16 protein-coding genes and 1 pseudogene are annotated in these 14,082 nt (G+C 61.4%); 4 read left to right on the top strand and 13 right to left on the bottom strand.

From position 1 onward, the window contains the following. Window positions 1–147 precede the first annotated feature (147 nt). Both CAF65_RS25600 and CAF65_RS25605 read left to right on the top strand, forming a co-directional pair. Window positions 148–477 carry a hypothetical protein gene (locus CAF65_RS25600; protein WP_085718779.1) on the top strand — a complete coding sequence of 110 codons (330 nt, stop codon included), beginning with the start codon at window positions 148–150 and terminating at the stop codon, window positions 475–477. A 125-nt stretch (window positions 478–602) separates the two neighbouring features. Further along, the gene (locus CAF65_RS25605) at window positions 603–1,019 is read left to right on the top strand and encodes an organic hydroperoxide resistance protein (RefSeq protein ID WP_007991821.1); all 417 of its coding nucleotides are present in this window, start codon (window positions 603–605) and stop codon (window positions 1,017–1,019) included. An 886-nt stretch (window positions 1,020–1,905) separates the two neighbouring features. On the opposite strand, the gene CAF65_RS25610 is transcribed toward CAF65_RS25605, so the two are convergent. The 6 genes and pseudogenes from CAF65_RS25610 to CAF65_RS25635 all read right to left on the bottom strand — a co-directional run. Then, the gene (locus CAF65_RS25610; protein WP_085718780.1) at window positions 1,906–2,415 is read right to left on the bottom strand and encodes a copper chaperone PCu(A)C; all 510 of its coding nucleotides are present in this window, start codon (window positions 2,413–2,415) and stop codon (window positions 1,906–1,908) included. A 1-nt stretch (window position 2,416) separates the two neighbouring features. Next, window positions 2,417–3,022: an SCO family protein gene (locus tag CAF65_RS25615; RefSeq protein WP_085718781.1), complete on the bottom strand. Its 606-nt coding sequence runs from the start codon at window positions 3,020–3,022 to the stop codon at window positions 2,417–2,419. A 189-nt stretch (window positions 3,023–3,211) separates the two neighbouring features. Continuing rightward, window positions 3,212–4,099 carry a ChaN family lipoprotein gene (locus tag CAF65_RS25620; protein ID WP_085718782.1) on the bottom strand — a complete coding sequence of 296 codons (888 nt, stop codon included), beginning with the start codon at window positions 4,097–4,099 and terminating at the stop codon, window positions 3,212–3,214. 52 nt (window positions 4,100–4,151) lie between these two features. Further along, on the bottom strand, window positions 4,152–4,919 hold the full coding sequence (locus CAF65_RS25625; protein WP_085718783.1) for a heme ABC transporter ATP-binding protein: 768 nt from the start codon (window positions 4,917–4,919) through the stop codon (window positions 4,152–4,154). Then, window positions 4,919–5,902: an iron ABC transporter permease gene (locus tag CAF65_RS25630; RefSeq protein ID WP_178076744.1), complete on the bottom strand. Its 984-nt coding sequence runs from the start codon at window positions 5,900–5,902 to the stop codon at window positions 4,919–4,921. Before CAF65_RS25630 ends, CAF65_RS25625 begins: the two co-directional genes overlap by 1 nt. Window positions 5,903–6,084: 182 nt before the next feature. Further along, window positions 6,085–6,225 (bottom strand): annotated as a pseudogene (locus tag CAF65_RS25635) (hemin-degrading factor); the annotation flags it as partial. Between the two features lie 142 nt (window positions 6,226–6,367). On the opposite strand from CAF65_RS25635, the gene CAF65_RS25640 reads away from it, so the two are divergent. Beyond that, entirely contained in the window at window positions 6,368–6,739 is a 372-nt protein-coding gene (locus CAF65_RS25640) for a nuclear transport factor 2 family protein (protein ID WP_085718785.1), read from the top strand. 143 nt (window positions 6,740–6,882) lie between these two features. Further along, complete coding sequence (metE, locus tag CAF65_RS25645) at window positions 6,883–9,171, top strand: 5-methyltetrahydropteroyltriglutamate--homocysteine S-methyltransferase (protein WP_085718786.1); 2,289 nt, start codon at window positions 6,883–6,885, stop codon at window positions 9,169–9,171. Between the two features lie 116 nt (window positions 9,172–9,287). Here the strand turns inward: metE and CAF65_RS25650 are convergent, their stop codons facing one another. The 7 genes from CAF65_RS25650 to CAF65_RS25680 form a co-directional block, all read right to left on the bottom strand. Beyond that, a complete protein-coding gene (locus CAF65_RS25650; protein ID WP_085718787.1) occupies window positions 9,288–9,959 on the bottom strand; it encodes a bifunctional 2-polyprenyl-6-hydroxyphenol methylase/3-demethylubiquinol 3-O-methyltransferase UbiG in 672 nt (223 codons plus the stop codon). A 132-nt stretch (window positions 9,960–10,091) separates the two neighbouring features. Then, window positions 10,092–10,310 (bottom strand): DUF4287 domain-containing protein, encoded by a 219-nt coding sequence (locus CAF65_RS25655; protein WP_085718788.1) that lies wholly within the window; start codon window positions 10,308–10,310, stop codon window positions 10,092–10,094. Between the two features lie 126 nt (window positions 10,311–10,436). Further along, on the bottom strand, window positions 10,437–10,958 hold the full coding sequence (locus CAF65_RS25660) for a cytochrome C (protein ID WP_085718789.1): 522 nt from the start codon (window positions 10,956–10,958) through the stop codon (window positions 10,437–10,439). A 199-nt stretch (window positions 10,959–11,157) separates the two neighbouring features. After that, window positions 11,158–11,679 carry a methylamine dehydrogenase light chain gene (locus tag CAF65_RS25665; protein ID WP_007978110.1) on the bottom strand — a complete coding sequence of 174 codons (522 nt, stop codon included), beginning with the start codon at window positions 11,677–11,679 and terminating at the stop codon, window positions 11,158–11,160. Between the two features lie 18 nt (window positions 11,680–11,697). Further along, window positions 11,698–12,318 carry a methylamine dehydrogenase accessory protein MauD gene (gene mauD, locus CAF65_RS25670; RefSeq protein ID WP_085718790.1) on the bottom strand — a complete coding sequence of 207 codons (621 nt, stop codon included), beginning with the start codon at window positions 12,316–12,318 and terminating at the stop codon, window positions 11,698–11,700. Window positions 12,319–12,323: 5 nt separating this feature from the next. After that, on the bottom strand, window positions 12,324–12,863 hold the full coding sequence (locus tag CAF65_RS25675; protein WP_085718791.1) for a MauE/DoxX family redox-associated membrane protein: 540 nt from the start codon (window positions 12,861–12,863) through the stop codon (window positions 12,324–12,326). An 11-nt stretch (window positions 12,864–12,874) separates the two neighbouring features. Further along, entirely contained in the window at window positions 12,875–14,023 is a 1,149-nt protein-coding gene (locus CAF65_RS25680; RefSeq protein ID WP_085718792.1) for an amine dehydrogenase large subunit, read from the bottom strand. Window positions 14,024–14,082: the final 59 nt, after the last annotated feature.

A 14,082-nucleotide genomic window follows, 5' to 3' on the forward strand; every position in this document is an offset into this window, starting at 1 on the left:
AGCTATAGCAAAGGATTGAAAACTCGCAAGAAATGGCGTCAACCATTTCGTTTTTGCATTAATTCGCAAAAAAGGCAGGATGCTGGCCCCCAAGTTTAAGAATCCTCAGCAAAATTAGTTCATTTTCAGCCAGTTAAATAGGTCAAGATGCGCAAGACATGGATCGCATTAATCACGCTAGTTGTTGCGGGTATGGCCAATTCGGCTCACTCCAAAGAACTGGCCACTAATGATCAGTACATGTGCAGTTGGGGCGCGGGCACCGCCGCAAGGGCACAGGAACTCAAGCTCTCGGGCGTTTCTCTGTATGCCGCGCGCCAGAAAATCCAGGTCTACAAGTTCGCCAAACCCTGGATGCGCATGATGGCACTTGGCATTACAGAGCAAACTTATGACAGTCCGTCGCGATTCAAACCGACGGCTGTACGGCAGAGCTTTTATGAGGACTGCGTGAGGTACAAGTTGGCGCGTAAATAGAAAAGAAGCGGGCGTCGGTCGGATCGACCACGGTGTAGGGTTGAGACGTCTATATTGATTGACCATCCCTGCGACTGGATGGGGGTGTTAAAACCGGTTTCTTACAACTCAATCAGGAGGTCACCATGAACCAGATCGATAAAGTGTTGTACACCGCTAAAACCCACACCACCGGTGGGCGTGACGGCGCCTCCCGCAGCTCCGACGGTATCCTCGATGTGAAGCTCTCGTCCCCGGGCGCGGGTGGCGGCGGAACCAATCCGGAGCAACTGTTCTCAGCCGGCTGGTCGGCCTGCTTTATCGGCGCCATGCAAGTGGCGGCCAGGGAAATGAAAGTGGCGCTGCCCAAGGACGTGGCCGTCGATGCGGAAGTCGACCTGGGCACCAACGAAGGCGGCTATCTGTTGCAGGCGCGGCTCAATGTCAGCCTGCCAGGGCTGGATCGCGAGACCGCACAGAAAATCGTCGACACCGGGCACCAGTACTGCCCGTACTCGAAAGCCACGCGCAACAACATCAACGTCGTGCTCAAGCTGGTTTGAGTTGACATGAAAAGGTCTTGGCGAACGACATGGGTTGTCGCCAAGGCCTGAAATGCTCGCTGCCCCGATCCGACCTGCTCGCGAAGGCGGTGTTTCCGTCAGCCTGTCTCTTGTTGACGGTGTACATATCCGTTTTTTGGGTGACGGCGGCTTAGGGTTTCGCCCTTACGGCGAGTTCCTTTTGTCAAACGCCCGGTGTGCCGGCCCAGCCAAAAGGAACCAAAAAGTCTCGCCCCGAACGTCCGGCCCCTCGCTTGGGCTCGGGGTTCCTTCGCTCCGGCATTCATCCGGGGGCATTGCCCTCCGGTCGGCTTCGCGCGACCTACATGCAATGGGTTCGACTGCGTCGAACGGCGCTGCGCACCCATCCCCGGATGAACACCTCCGCTCAGCCTGCCGAGGGGGCGGGTGGATCAAGATCAAGAGCGGCAGGCGAGCTAACGCTCGGCCTGTTGAGTGGTGAGGAGCGTGGGTGTACACCGACCTGCCTTTGCTCTGCTTTTGCTCTTCTGTGGGAGCGGGCTTGCTCCGGGCGGCGTTCCGACGATGGACGTCAACGATGACGCGTGCGGCCTGATTCCCCGCGGTGTCCCGGCGTTTTTCGCGAGCAGGCTCGCTCCTACAGGGAAACGCGTTCAATTGCGATCAGGCCGGCCGGTAGGCCGCCTCGCTTTGGCTTTTGATCTGCTTGCCCCCTCGAGAGGCCGAACGTCAGGGGCAAGAGCCCTTGGTTACTTGGGGCTTTTCCAAGTAACCCGCCGTAAAGGCGGAACCGTTAGTGGCCGTGACCGCGGAAACGGATATGTACACAAAAAACCTCGCCAGACACAAAGCCTTAGCGAGCAGGCTCGCTCCCACAGGTTCAGTGTTTTAACTGGCGGGGCAATCAATTCATCTTGCTGTGATCATGCATCATCGTGCCGTGATCCATGGTGCCGATCGCCTTGGCAACGGCTTCAACCTGAATCGACTCTTTCTCACCCTTGGCGTCTTCCACGGTCAGGGTCAGCGGCACCTTGTCGCCTTCCTTGATCTGGGCCGTCAGGTTCATGAGCATGATGTGGTAGCCGTGGGGGTCAAAGCTCACCGCTTCACCGGCCGGCAGTGCGACAGACTGAACTTGCTGCATTTTCATCACGTCGTCTTTCATGCTCATTTCATGAATCTGCACCAGCCTGGCAACCGGCGTTTGCACGCTCAGCAACTTGCTGTCGCCGCTCGCGGTGACGGTCATGAAGGCGCCACTCGACGGCTGGCCGGCTACGGTGGCGCGGACCCAGGCGTCTTCGACCCGGGTTTGTGCCGACGCCTGAAAGGCCAGGCCGACCAGCGACAAGCCCAGCGCCAGTTGCTTGCAACGTTGCGCGAAACGGTTTTTAGCCTGCGGGGCATTCATTTCAGCAAACCTCCATCACGGTGAGCAGGTCTTCTGCGCACTCTTTGGCCGTCAGGGACGTGGACAGTCCCAGGCGCAGAGTGCCCCGGGAGTCGAAGACATAACTGGTCGCGGTATGGGAGAGGGTATAGGTATCGCCGCTGGGGACTTTTTCAAAGAACACGCCGAATTCCTTGGCGGTGGCGGCGGTTTCTTCCAGGGTGCCGTACAGCGCTTCGAAACTCGGGTCGAACGCCTTGACGTACTTGTCGAGCATCTCTGGCGTGTCGCGCTCGGGGTCCAGGGTGATGAAGATCACCTGCAGCCTTTCGCCATCGCGCCCCATCAATTTCTTGGCCTGCGCCGCACGGGCCAACGTGGTGGGGCACACGGCCGGGCACTGGGTGAAACCGAAGAACACCATGGGCATCAGGCCGCGATAGCTGCCCAACATCCTGGTTTCGCCCTCGGTGTTCTTGAGCTTGAAATTACGCCCCATGATCTTGTCGCTGAGGTCTTTGCCGTACTTGAACGACAGCTTGCTGCTGTCGTCGCAACCGGCGAGCAGGCCCAGGCTCAACAGGCCCATGCCTTGCAGGACGGTTCGGCGGGTATACAAAGTACTCATGAAAGAAAGCATCCTGTTGAACAGGCTGAAATGACAGCGTGATGACTGTACAGACGAAAAAATCGTGGGGATATTAACAAACTGTGTCGGTGCCGGAGGGGCGGATACGACCATTGGACCTTTGCTGCGGCGTGACATAGTGTCGCGCCGCAGCAAGGGGGCAGGACCAGCCGCCCCCTTGGGGCGCGCTTAACGACGCAGCTGCGCGCAGTGATCCTGTTCCGGTTGTGCGGCGGTGTACCAGACATAATCCGCGCTCTCGTCGGTCACGGTCTTGCCCGCTTCGGCCAGGATCAGCACCGCATTGCCTTCACTGGCATCGAGGTCTTTCAGGTGCAATGGCACCCCCAGATCCTTGCGCACGTGGAAGGCACCGGCCAACAACAACGCCGGCGTCGGCGCGGCCATCAGGCGCTCGGCCATGCGCCGGTCACGCTGTTGCTGCACGGCGAGCATGGCCGGCATCTGTGCTTCGGGCAACAGGCCGCAATGGGACTGGCGGATGTCGTCCAGCAAGGTCGCCTGCACCTGTCGGGTGGTGGAGGCTTCACCGGTGAGTACCGGGCGCTGTTTGTAGATCTGCATGATCTGCGCGCGGTCCAGATTCGCTGCCAGCAGCGGATAGGGTTGTCGCAGCGCGTAGGTGACGAGAGCGCCATAAACACTCCAGTCCCAATTGGCCTGCCAGGCCAGCGCCTTGAACGCATCGGCCGGTGGCTGGCCGGCGCGGGTCGCGGCTTGCGCGGCATCGACCCTGGCTTGTTGATCGGGGTTGAGCATTTCCATCAGCAGGCTGCCCTGGGGGCGTTGTGCCGCCAGCTCGCGCAGCAGCCACAATTGCAGGGCGTGGTGGTCAGGGTTGTCGTGCTGTTCGCCTACCAGGACGCGCGGTGCAACGGCCAGGTGTTCGACCAGTTCCCGGGGCGTCAACGTGCGACCGGTCGCCAGTTCGCGGATGACCCCGAGGTCAGTGTGATCGCGGCCTTGTGGGGCGATAGGCGCCGGGGGCGGTGTGACCTGATGGGTGGTTTGGCAGGCAGCCAACAGGCTGAATGCACAGAGCAACAGAAAGCGCATCGGTTTTCCTTATTGGACAGGTGCCCCCTCGATGACAGAGGAGGGGGCGGTATCAGCGCGCGATGATCAAAGGGTGGCCGCGTTCCGGATGCTGGTGAATCAGCACCTCCAGCCCATACACCGCCGCCAGTGCCTCGGCAGTCAACACTTGTGCCGGTGGGCCGTAGGCGTGGGGCAGGCCTTGTTGCAACAACAGTAGTTGATCGCAGTAACGTGCGGCCAGGTTGAGGTCGTGCAGGATCACCAGCACCGCCGCCCCGCGCTCGGCGAAGTCGCGCACGGCTTGCAAAATGGTGTGCTGGTGCAGCGGGTCGAGCATCGACGTCGGTTCATCGAGCAGCAGGATTTGCCCTTTGGCCCCCGGCCAGAGCTGAGCGAGCACCCGAGCCAGATGCACGCGCTGGCGTTCACCGCCGGACAGGGCCAGATAGCTGCGTCCGGCCAGATGAAGCGCATCGGCAGCTTTGAGCGCATCGGCGACGATTTCGGCATCGCGCACGCGACCGCTGGCGTGAGGCAGGCGACCCATGCCGACGACTTCATTGACCGAAAACGCAAAGTTCAGGCTCGAACTCTGCGGCAGCACGGCCAGGCGCTTGGCCCGCTCCTGACCCGGCCAGTCGGCGAGTTGACGCTCGTCGAGGCTGACCGTGCCTTCACTGCTCGCCAGTTCGCCGCATAAAGCGGCGAGCAGGGTGCTTTTGCCGGCACCATTGGGTCCCAGCACGCCGAGCACTTCACCGGGGCGCAATTGGACATCGATGTTGGCCAGTACCGTGCGGTTGCCACGGCGAACCAGCAAGTTGTTTGCCCGCAGCATCAGGAACGCCCTCGTACCAGCAGATAAAGAAAGAACGGAGCGCCGATCAGTGCCGTCACGATGCCGATGGGCAATTCAGCCGGCGCCAACAGCAGGCGCGCGGCCAGGTCGGCCAGCAACAGCAGGCTCGCACCAGCCAGTAACGACGCAGGCAGCAACACCCGGTGATCCGGGCCGACCAGCAGGCGCATCAGGTGCGGCACCACCAGGCCGATGAAACCGATCAGGCCAGCCGCCGCGACTGCCGCACCGACGCCGAGCGCCGTGCACAGCACCAGCTCAAGCTTGATCCGCTCGATGTCGAAGCCCAGGTGACGGGCCTCCGACTCCCCCAGCAGCATCGCATTGAGTGCCGCCGCCCGACGTGGCAACCACAACGCCACGCCCACGGTGACGATCAGCAACGGCCACAAGCGAGGGTAGCTGGCACCGTTGAGGCTGCCCAGGTTCCAGAACGTCAGGGTGCGCAAGGTCGCGTCATCGGCCAGATAGGTGAACAGCCCCACGCCGGCACCGGCCATGGCGGTCATCGCCACACCCGCCAACAGCATGGTGGCGACGTCGGTTTGCCCGTCCCGGCGGCCGAAGCGATACACCACTGCCGTGACGATCAGGCCACCGGCGAATGCGCTGACCGATAGCAGATAAGGCTCGATGGCCGGTGGCACGCCACCGAGCAGGCTGCCGCCGACGATGGCGAGGGCGGCACCGAGCGCCGCACCACCGGAAACGCCGACCAGGCCCGGGTCTGCCAAGGGGTTGCGGAACAACCCCTGCATCGCCACGCCGGACAACGCCAGTACCGAACCCACGGCGATGCCGAGCAGGCTGCGCGGCAGGCGAATCTGACCGAGGATCAGCTGCGCCTGCTGCGTGTCACCACCGCCAAGCGGCAACCCGAGCAGGCGCATTCCGGCCAGCAAGGTATCGCTCAGCGGCAGGCTGACTGGCCCGAGGGCCAGGGACAACCAGAACACCAGCACCAGCAACAGCAGCAAAAAGATCAAGGTCGGACGCGGCCGAAAAATGGCCGTCATTGGCTGATCTCGACCATCTGCGCTTTGGCGTCCGGGTAGAGCGCCATGGCACAGGCCAGCAGTGTTTTGATACGCATCGGGACTATTCCTTAGTCGATCAGAGTGGTGGCGGCTTCAGCGAGAGTACGTCAGTCGTCACGCTCGTGGATGCCCGGCTTGCGCATGCCAAACAACTGGATGAGCCGTTCGCCTTTGGCATCGAAACCTTCTTGGCGAGTGATGATGCCATCGACGCTCGGCTTGCGCACACGCCACAGTTCGGTCACACCTCTGTGGTTTTGCAGTGCCTCCGGTCGTAAAACCGCGCAATTGAACTGGCGGTACCTAGACTTTCAGCTTGATCAGCCTTGGGGGAGCCTGTCGGTCAACCTGCACCTGCGGTGCGCAGACATGAAAACCAGAGGTTAAAACATGACCACTCAATCGATAGATACCGAACAGATCAACCAGGTGGTGCGCCATTACGTGGAAGGCATGGTCTTTGCCAATGAAGCGTTGCTGCGACAGGCCTTTCATCCAGACTGTCGCATCATCGGTCACTTCCAAAAGGTGCTTGAATGGGCATCCCTGGATGAATTTGTCGTTGCCATCAAGGCCGAAATCCCGGCGTCTGCCGGTACGCAGCCGTTCTGGCAGGTGATCAACCTTGATGTCACCGGCGATGCCGCCGCGGTCAAGGTCATCGATGATTTCGCCGGGATACGGTTTACCGATTACCTGTCGTTGCTGAAGGTGGACGGTCGATGGGTGATCATTAACAAGCTTTATTACTACGAGGAGTAGTGCTTCGTTGCGACACATTCGACGCAAAGGCTTACGTCTATCTTCATGAAATAATCTCGCGATCATCACGATTTAAATGAGTTTGTCTCACCAAGGCTCGAATGCCGACAATGACGCCATTAACCACATGGAGTTTTATCGTCATGGCATTGGCCCATTCCCTTGGATTTCCGCGCATCGGCCGCGATCGCGAACTGAAAAAAGCCCAAGAGGCGTTCTGGAAAGGCGAATTGGACGAAGCCGGTCTACGTGCCGTTGGCCGCGACTTGCGCAAGACCCATTGGGACTTGCAGAAAAAGGCCGGGATCGAGCTATTGCCGGTCGGCGACTTCGCCTGGTACGACCAGGTCCTGACCCACTCGTTGATGTTCGGTGTGATCCCGGAGCGTTTCCGCCCGCACGATGGCAAGGCCAGCTTGCAAACCCTGTTCGGCATGGCTCGCGGTGTCAGCGACAGCTGCTGCGGCGGCGCGCACGCCCAGGAAATGACCAAGTGGTTCGACACCAATTATCACTACCTGGTCCCTGAATTCAGCGCCGATCAGCAGTTTCAGCTCGGTTGGGACCAGTTGTTCGAGGAAGTCGAAGAAGCCCGCGCACTGGGTCATGACGTCAAGCCCGTCATCATCGGCCCGCTGACTTACCTGTGGCTGGGCAAGGCCAAGGGCGTCGAGTTCGACAAACTCGAACTGCTCGATCGCCTGCTGCCGCTGTACGGCCAGATCTTCCAGCGCCTGGCGGCACAAGGCGTCGAGTGGGTACAAATCGACGAGCCGATCCTGGTTCTCGACCTGCCGCAAGCATGGAAAAACGCTTTTGAGCGCGCCTACAACCTGATTCAGCGCGACCCGCTGAAGAAGCTGGTCGCCACTTACTTCGGCGGTCTGGAAGAGAACCTGGGCCTGGCCGCCAACCTGCCGGTGGACGGTCTGCACATCGATCTGGTGCGCGCACCCGAGCAGTACCCGACCATCCTCGATCGCCTGCCAGCCTACAAAGTGCTGTCGCTGGGCGTGGTCAATGGCCGTAACGTCTGGCGCTGCGACCTGGAAAACGCGTTGGTCACCTTGCAGCACGCAAACGAGCGCCTGGGTGATCGCCTGTGGGTTGCGCCATCCTGCTCGCTGCTGCACAGCCCGGTCGACCTAGAGCGTGAAGACCGGCTCGATAGCGAACTGAAAAGCTGGTTGGCGTTTGCCGTGCAGAAGTGTGAAGAAGTCGCGCTGCTGGCTCAGGCAATCAGCGAGCCGGAAGCGCCGAAGGCGCTTGAAGCGCTGACTCAAAGCCGTGCCGTGCAGGCCAGCCGTGCGGCATCGCCACGCATTCACAAGCCCGCCGTACAGGCGCGTGTTGCCGCCATCACCGCCCGGGACAGCCAGCGGCACTCGCCGTTTGCCCAGCGTATCGAGAAACAGCGCGCCGGCCTGGACCTGCCACTGTTCCCGACCACCACCATCGGTTCGTTCCCGCAAACCGCGTCGATCCGTCTGGCTCGTCAGTCGTTCAGGCAAGGCAAGCTGACCGAGGCCGAATACACCGAAGCGATGCACAGCGAGATCCGTCACGCCGTGCTGGTACAGGAACACCTGGGCCTGGACGTGCTGGTGCACGGTGAAGCCGAGCGCAACGACATGGTCGAATACTTCGCCGAGCAACTCGACGGCTACGTGTTCACTCGCTTCGGCTGGGTGCAGAGCTACGGTTCGCGTTGCGTGAAACCGGCGGTGATCTTCGGCGACCTGAGCCGTCCGAAAGCCATGACCGTGGAGTGGATCCGCTACGCTCAAGGCCTCACCGGCAAAGTGATGAAGGGCATGCTGACCGGTCCCGTGACCATGCTGATGTGGTCGTTCCCACGCGAAGACGTGACCCGCGAAGTGCAGGCCCGCCAACTGGCCCTGGCCATTCGCGACGAAGTGCTGGACCTGGAAGCCGCCGGCATCAGGATTGTGCAGATCGACGAAGCCGCGTTCCGCGAAGGCCTGCCGTTGCGTCAGGCGCAACGGCAGCCCTATCTGGACTGGGCCACCGAAGTGTTCCGCCTGTGCGCCTCGGGTGTGCGTGACGAAACCCAGATCCACACCCACATGTGCTACAGCGAATTCAACGATGTGATCGAGTCCATCGCCGCCATGGATGCCGACGTGATCACCATCGAAACCTCACGCTCGGACATGGAACTGCTGGATGCGTTCGAAGCCTTCGCTTACCCCAACGAAATCGGCCCGGGCGTGTACGACATTCATTCGCCACGGGTGCCGGACTCCTCGGAAATGGCCAACCTGCTGCGCAAGGCGGCCAGGCGCATTCCCGCCGACCGCCTGTGGGTCAACCCGGACTGCGGCCTGAAGACCCGCGGCTGGGCGGAAACCGAAGCGGCGCTGGTGCATATGGTCAATGCGGCGCGTCAACTGCGTAAAGAATGGGCCTGACGCTTTACTGGCAGGAGCACGGTGTACTTCTTGTGGGAGCGAGCCTGCTCGCGAAAGCGGTAGGCCAGTCACCGATAATGTTGGCTGTGCCGACGCCTTCGCGGGCAAGCCCGCTCCTACAGTCGCGGCTCGGCCACCAGTAGCAACGACTGCGGCACGGGGCTTTGCGGGTGCTGTGGTTCCTGCAAGCCGGCCAGCGCAAAACCGGCCATGTCCAGTGCATTCAGCCAGCTGGACAAGGTGCGAAAATACCATGGCATGGGTTGCCACTGCCCCCTGAACCCGGCGAAAGTCTCTTCCCGCCAGCCATCCTGGTAGTCGCCCGCTGCAGCTGTCCATGGGTGCAGCGTCTGGATCAACAGCGCGCCGCCAGGGGCGAGCAGGCTGTTCATGGCGGTGAGCAAGGGGATGATGTCCTGATGCAGCAGGGCAAAATTGGCGCAGATCAGGTTGTAGTCGCGGCCGATGTCGACTTTCGCTTCTGCCAACTGTTCATGGCTCGCCAGATGCACCGGCGCAGTGCCCGCCGCCCGCGCCGCCTGCACCAGCGTCGCATCGCCATCCACACCGACCGCATCGATGCCTCGTTCAGTCAGTGCACGCAACAACCAGCCTTCGCCGCAACCCAGGTCCAGCACACGTTCAGGCTGACGACCCAGCACTGCCAGCAGGATCGCCTGGTCGGTGACCTTGAGGCGGCTTTCGATGCTGCCCGTGCGGATGGCGTCGATCCAGGCCTGGGCATTGTGGTGCCAGCTGTCGAGGAGGGTGGATTCGGGGTCGGGCATGGCGTTGTCCGGTGCTATGGTTTGGAAGAAAGGATAGGGCAAAGGTGCCGATCAGCCATTTCCAGTACAGACATTTGCCGGTGGTGCCGGAGTCGGCCGGCGCCACCGGCAGCGCAGCGAACGCTGGACGGGCTAGCCGCTTTTGGTGGCTGCCAAATGATAGGCAACCAACGCGTTGGCGTGGCCATGACCCATGCCATGTTCGGTCTTGAGCCAAGCCACCATTTCCATATGTTTCTTGTCACTGACGGTCTTGAGCAGATCCAGCCAATGGGCGATCGGCTGACCATACTTCTTTTCGATTGACGGGAAGTACGAAGCCGGTCCTTTGGTTCTGGTTTCTTCGGTCACGATGCAAACTCCCTTTTCGGTTTTCCGGGTTTGAAAGCAGCACCGGTCACGTTACTTATTTGCCGTCAGTGAGTCCATCTTCCGGGCGATCGAAGGCCTGCCCTGGATACAGCGGGACACCCCGCGTCAATAGTTCATCCCGTCATCGATCGCGATGCCCTGAGCACGCATGGCCTTGATCAACTCGCTTCGGGTGCCGGGCAGGTTGAGCATGGTTTTGGCGCGCAGTTCCGTGACTTCCTCGGCGGTGTAAGGCTGATAGTCGGCCGGCAGGCTGTCGCCAGCCATGCCGTCTTTACGCATCAGCCAGTTGAGCAAGTCCGCCAGTTGCGCGTTGTTCAACGCCGACTGCGACATGCCCGGTACCCGCACGAGGAATTCGCGGCCACCGGGTACTTTCAGGAAATTGCCGACAAAGCCTTTCATCCGCGGCGTGTCGTTGGCGGCGGAACCCGTGCCATCGCCCAGGTGGCAACCGGCGCATTGCAACTGATAGTTCACGCCGACGCCGTACCCGGCCTGGGCAATCGGGGTTTGCAGTGATTCATTGCCCGGCGCGTGATGCTGGTTCGGGTCGGGAATGGCCCGGGCGAGCGCGAGCGGGGCGCTCAGGGCGCAGACCAGTCCAGGCAATATCAACCTACGCATAAAACAAACCTCCGCTGATGACCGTATCTGTAGGAGCGAACTCGCTCGCGATGGACGTCAACGATAACGCGGGCTATCTGATTTAACGCGTCGCCCTTGAGTTCTTCGCGAGCAAGCTCGCTCCTACAGCAGTAAAAAAGAGCAGCAGCCACAGAAAAAAAACCGCCGATTGCACAAGCAACCGGCGGAAAGTGCGGTTTTAAACGGCGACGCCGCGGATCACCGAAACGGTGCAGTGGTAGATGTGCGATTTGGCGGCCAGGCACCAGTTCACATCGTTGTTGTTGAACGGGCGGTAAGCCGGTTCTTCACTGTCGTTACGGGTGCAGGCGCACTGGGCGCAGCTTTGCTTACCGCAGCAGTCGTTGTACGAAATGATGTAGTCCTTGCCATCGGCCGGGTTGCGGCAGGTGCCGATCCAGGTCACTTGCGAGGCTTCGGTGCCCGGTGGGCAGGAGGTCACCGACCCGCCGCAGCAACTGCACAGAAAACCGTCGATGGAGCAGTAGCGCCAGTAGTCGCAGCTGTTCGGATCACCCGGGTCGCCAGCCTGCGCCGGCTCCGCGGCCAGGGCCTTGCTGGTGCGATCCAGCGGCAGCAGCAGGGGCAGGGCGGCACCGGCCACCATCAGCGAGCCCATGCGCGACAGCAATTTACGGCGCGACGTGGTATCGGCGACACGGCGGGTCGAGCGCTCGAACAACAGATCCAGCAGTTTCATAAACGTCTCCCTGCCTTATCAGTGGCTATGGCCGTGGCTGTGGTCGTGGGTGTGCGGTTGGGCATTGAGGTACTGCTGCAGCGTGGCGTGCTTGAGGTGCTCGACTTCGAACAGGCTGTCCAGGTGCTCGCGGGAATTGACCAGGCCCTTGGCACGCAGGGTGCCGGCCTTGTCGATCAGTGCGGCGTACGGCAGCTTGCCGATCTGGTAGGTCATGCCCACTTCCGGGCCGACCACATAGGTGGCGTCTTCCAGTTTGTGTTCGCGGATCAGCGCTTGCTGGGCGTCCATGTCGCCATCGCTGACGAACACCACGTCAAGACGGTCGGCCTGTTCCCTGGCAATGGATTTGATCGCCGGCAGCAACGACTTGCAGATCGGGCAGGTCGGCGAGAGGAAGAACAGCAGTTGCGATTTCTCGCCGGCATAGCCGAAGTTCACCGGACGACCGTGACGGTCGCTGGCAGTGATTTGCGGCGCGGGCTCGTTGACCGCCACGCCTTTGTCGACCATCAGCGCGCCAGCCGGGGCCAGGCGACCGTGCAATACGCCAATCTGCCGCACCAGGCCCATGACGACAAACGCCACGGCCACCAACAGCATCCAGAGCAGAACGTTGGAAACAATCAAGCCTTCCATTTCGATTACCTACCAATCAATTTGAGCAGAAGTGGGGAGTTCGCCAGCAAGCCATCGGCGGCGGCGTAGATGAGCAACGCGACGGCGGCGGCAGCCAGGGTCACGAAGCCATCGAACGGGTTGAGGTCGCGTGCCAGCGGCGCGATGCTGGCTACCAGCGCCAGTGCCACCAGCGCACTGTTACGCAACAGCAGGACCGGGCGCAGCGGTTGTGCCTGGTCGGGACCTGCGCAACCGCAGTCGATGTCCGCACGACCGCGCCACAGGTTGATGCCGATGGCAGCGGCGTACAGCGCCAACAGGCTGGCGGCGCTCAGCGCGGCGTAGCCACGGCTGACCGGCACCAGCAAGGCGAACGCAATGGCCAGTTCCAGCAGTGGCACCAGGCGTGCCATCGGGCGCACCAGCGCTTGGGGCAGCAGTTGATAGTCCGCCAGTTGCCGGGCGAAGCGCATCGGCGCGCGCAACTTGTGGGTCGCGGCGCTGGCCAGCAACACCGCGATGGCGATGGCGCTGGCAATGATGAAGATCGGATCTGTGTGCATGGCCGAACCTCTTAGTAGCTCAGGACCTGAGTCGCGGTCTTCGCGACTTTCGGCATGCTGCCGGTGAGCTTGTTGGTCTTCAGGTCGAAGATCTGCAAACCACCCTCCACGTCGGCACCGAGCAGCAGCGGTTTGTCGTCGCCGGTGGCCTGCATGCTCCATACCGGAACCGGGGCTTCCAGGGTCGCTACCTTCTTGTGGGTCTTGAGGTCAAACGCCCAGATCAGCGGGCTCGGGTCTTCCCACTTCATTGGTTCGTGAGCGTCGTGCATCAGCACGTAAAGGCGGTCCAGCTTCGGTGCCACGGCCATCATCTGCCAGCCACCCGGTGCCCAACCGGCCTTCTTGTCCTCATCGGATACCAGCGACCAGGCCGGCAAGACCTTCGGTGTGTCGCCAGCGAAATCCACCGGGCGTACGGTGCCGGTCGTGGTGGTGAAGTAGTAGGTGTCGCCGACGTTGACGGCGCGCTCTACCAGTCTTTCCGCGTTCGGATCAAAGAACGGCGTGCGGCTGCGTGCGGTTTCCTGGCCCTGATCGTTGAGGGTTACCACTTGGAGGCTGCCGTCGCCGCACAGCGAGGCGAAACGACGGTTGCCGACCGGGTAGTTGAGCACGCAACCGGGAATCGCGATTTCCGTGGCAACCGCTTTGGCTTGGGTGTCGACCACGGTGACCGAAGTCGACGGAGTGAAGTTGTAGACGTAGACGAACTTGTCGTCGCCGCTCGGCTTGAGCGAGTAACGCTGGGTCAGCGACTCGGCGCGCTTGTTCGGAATCAGCACTTCCCAGGCGGGCGACAGGGTCGAGCTGTCCCAGGCGGTGAGCACGTCGGTGCGGGTACCGCGGGTGCCGCGGGAGTACCAGATGTCCGCGCTGTAAATGGTTTTTTTGTCGTGACTGAGGGTCGACGGCGCAGCAAAACCGGTCGGCACCATGCCGAGTATGCGCTTCTGGTCCGGGTCGACCACGGTCACGCGGCCTGCCACGAAGCTGTCGAACTCGACATCAATGACGAACGCACGGTGAGCTTCCGGGGGGAACGCCAGAACGGTCTGGCCAATCGTACCGGCGGGCAAATCCGCGCGGGCACTGTTCAAACCGAGTACAAGCAGGCCCAGGCCAAGCGCTGACTGTACGGAGATCCTGTTTGTTCGCATAAGGGGAACTTCCTGAATTGTTGGTAACGCGGATCGCGGGTGCTTTGGCAGATTTTTAC

The organism is Pseudomonas sp. B28(2017), assembly GCF_002113025.1.
Classification (GTDB): Bacteria; Pseudomonadota; Gammaproteobacteria; order Pseudomonadales; family Pseudomonadaceae; genus Aquipseudomonas.

What these genes read in the sequence shown, in the direction of transcription:
- CAF65_RS25680 (WP_085718792.1), bottom strand. Translation starts at nt 14,023, where the DNA reads ATGCGAACAAACAGGATCTCCGTACAGTCAGCGCTTGGCCTGGGCCTG.
- CAF65_RS25625 (WP_085718783.1), bottom strand. Translation starts at nt 4,919, where the DNA reads ATGCTGCGGGCAAACAACTTGCTGGTTCGCCGTGGCAACCGCACGGTA.
- CAF65_RS25665 (WP_007978110.1), bottom strand. Translation starts at nt 11,679, where the DNA reads ATGAAACTGCTGGATCTGTTGTTCGAGCGCTCGACCCGCCGTGTCGCC.
- CAF65_RS25615 (WP_085718781.1), bottom strand. Translation starts at nt 3,022, where the DNA reads ATGAGTACTTTGTATACCCGCCGAACCGTCCTGCAAGGCATGGGCCTG.
- CAF65_RS25620 (WP_085718782.1), bottom strand. Translation starts at nt 4,099, where the DNA reads ATGCGCTTTCTGTTGCTCTGTGCATTCAGCCTGTTGGCTGCCTGCCAA.
- CAF65_RS25675 (WP_085718791.1), bottom strand. Translation starts at nt 12,863, where the DNA reads ATGCACACAGATCCGATCTTCATCATTGCCAGCGCCATCGCCATCGCG.
- CAF65_RS25640 (WP_085718785.1), top strand. Translation starts at nt 6,368, where the DNA reads ATGACCACTCAATCGATAGATACCGAACAGATCAACCAGGTGGTGCGC.
- CAF65_RS25600 (WP_085718779.1), top strand. Translation starts at nt 148, where the DNA reads ATGCGCAAGACATGGATCGCATTAATCACGCTAGTTGTTGCGGGTATG.
- mauD (WP_085718790.1), bottom strand. Translation starts at nt 12,318, where the DNA reads ATGGAAGGCTTGATTGTTTCCAACGTTCTGCTCTGGATGCTGTTGGTG.
- CAF65_RS25605 (WP_007991821.1), top strand. Translation starts at nt 603, where the DNA reads ATGAACCAGATCGATAAAGTGTTGTACACCGCTAAAACCCACACCACC.
- CAF65_RS25660 (WP_085718789.1), bottom strand. Translation starts at nt 10,958, where the DNA reads ATGCGTAGGTTGATATTGCCTGGACTGGTCTGCGCCCTGAGCGCCCCG.
- CAF65_RS25610 (WP_085718780.1), bottom strand. Translation starts at nt 2,415, where the DNA reads ATGAATGCCCCGCAGGCTAAAAACCGTTTCGCGCAACGTTGCAAGCAA.
- metE (WP_085718786.1), top strand. Translation starts at nt 6,883, where the DNA reads ATGGCATTGGCCCATTCCCTTGGATTTCCGCGCATCGGCCGCGATCGC.
- CAF65_RS25650 (WP_085718787.1), bottom strand. Translation starts at nt 9,959, where the DNA reads ATGCCCGACCCCGAATCCACCCTCCTCGACAGCTGGCACCACAATGCC.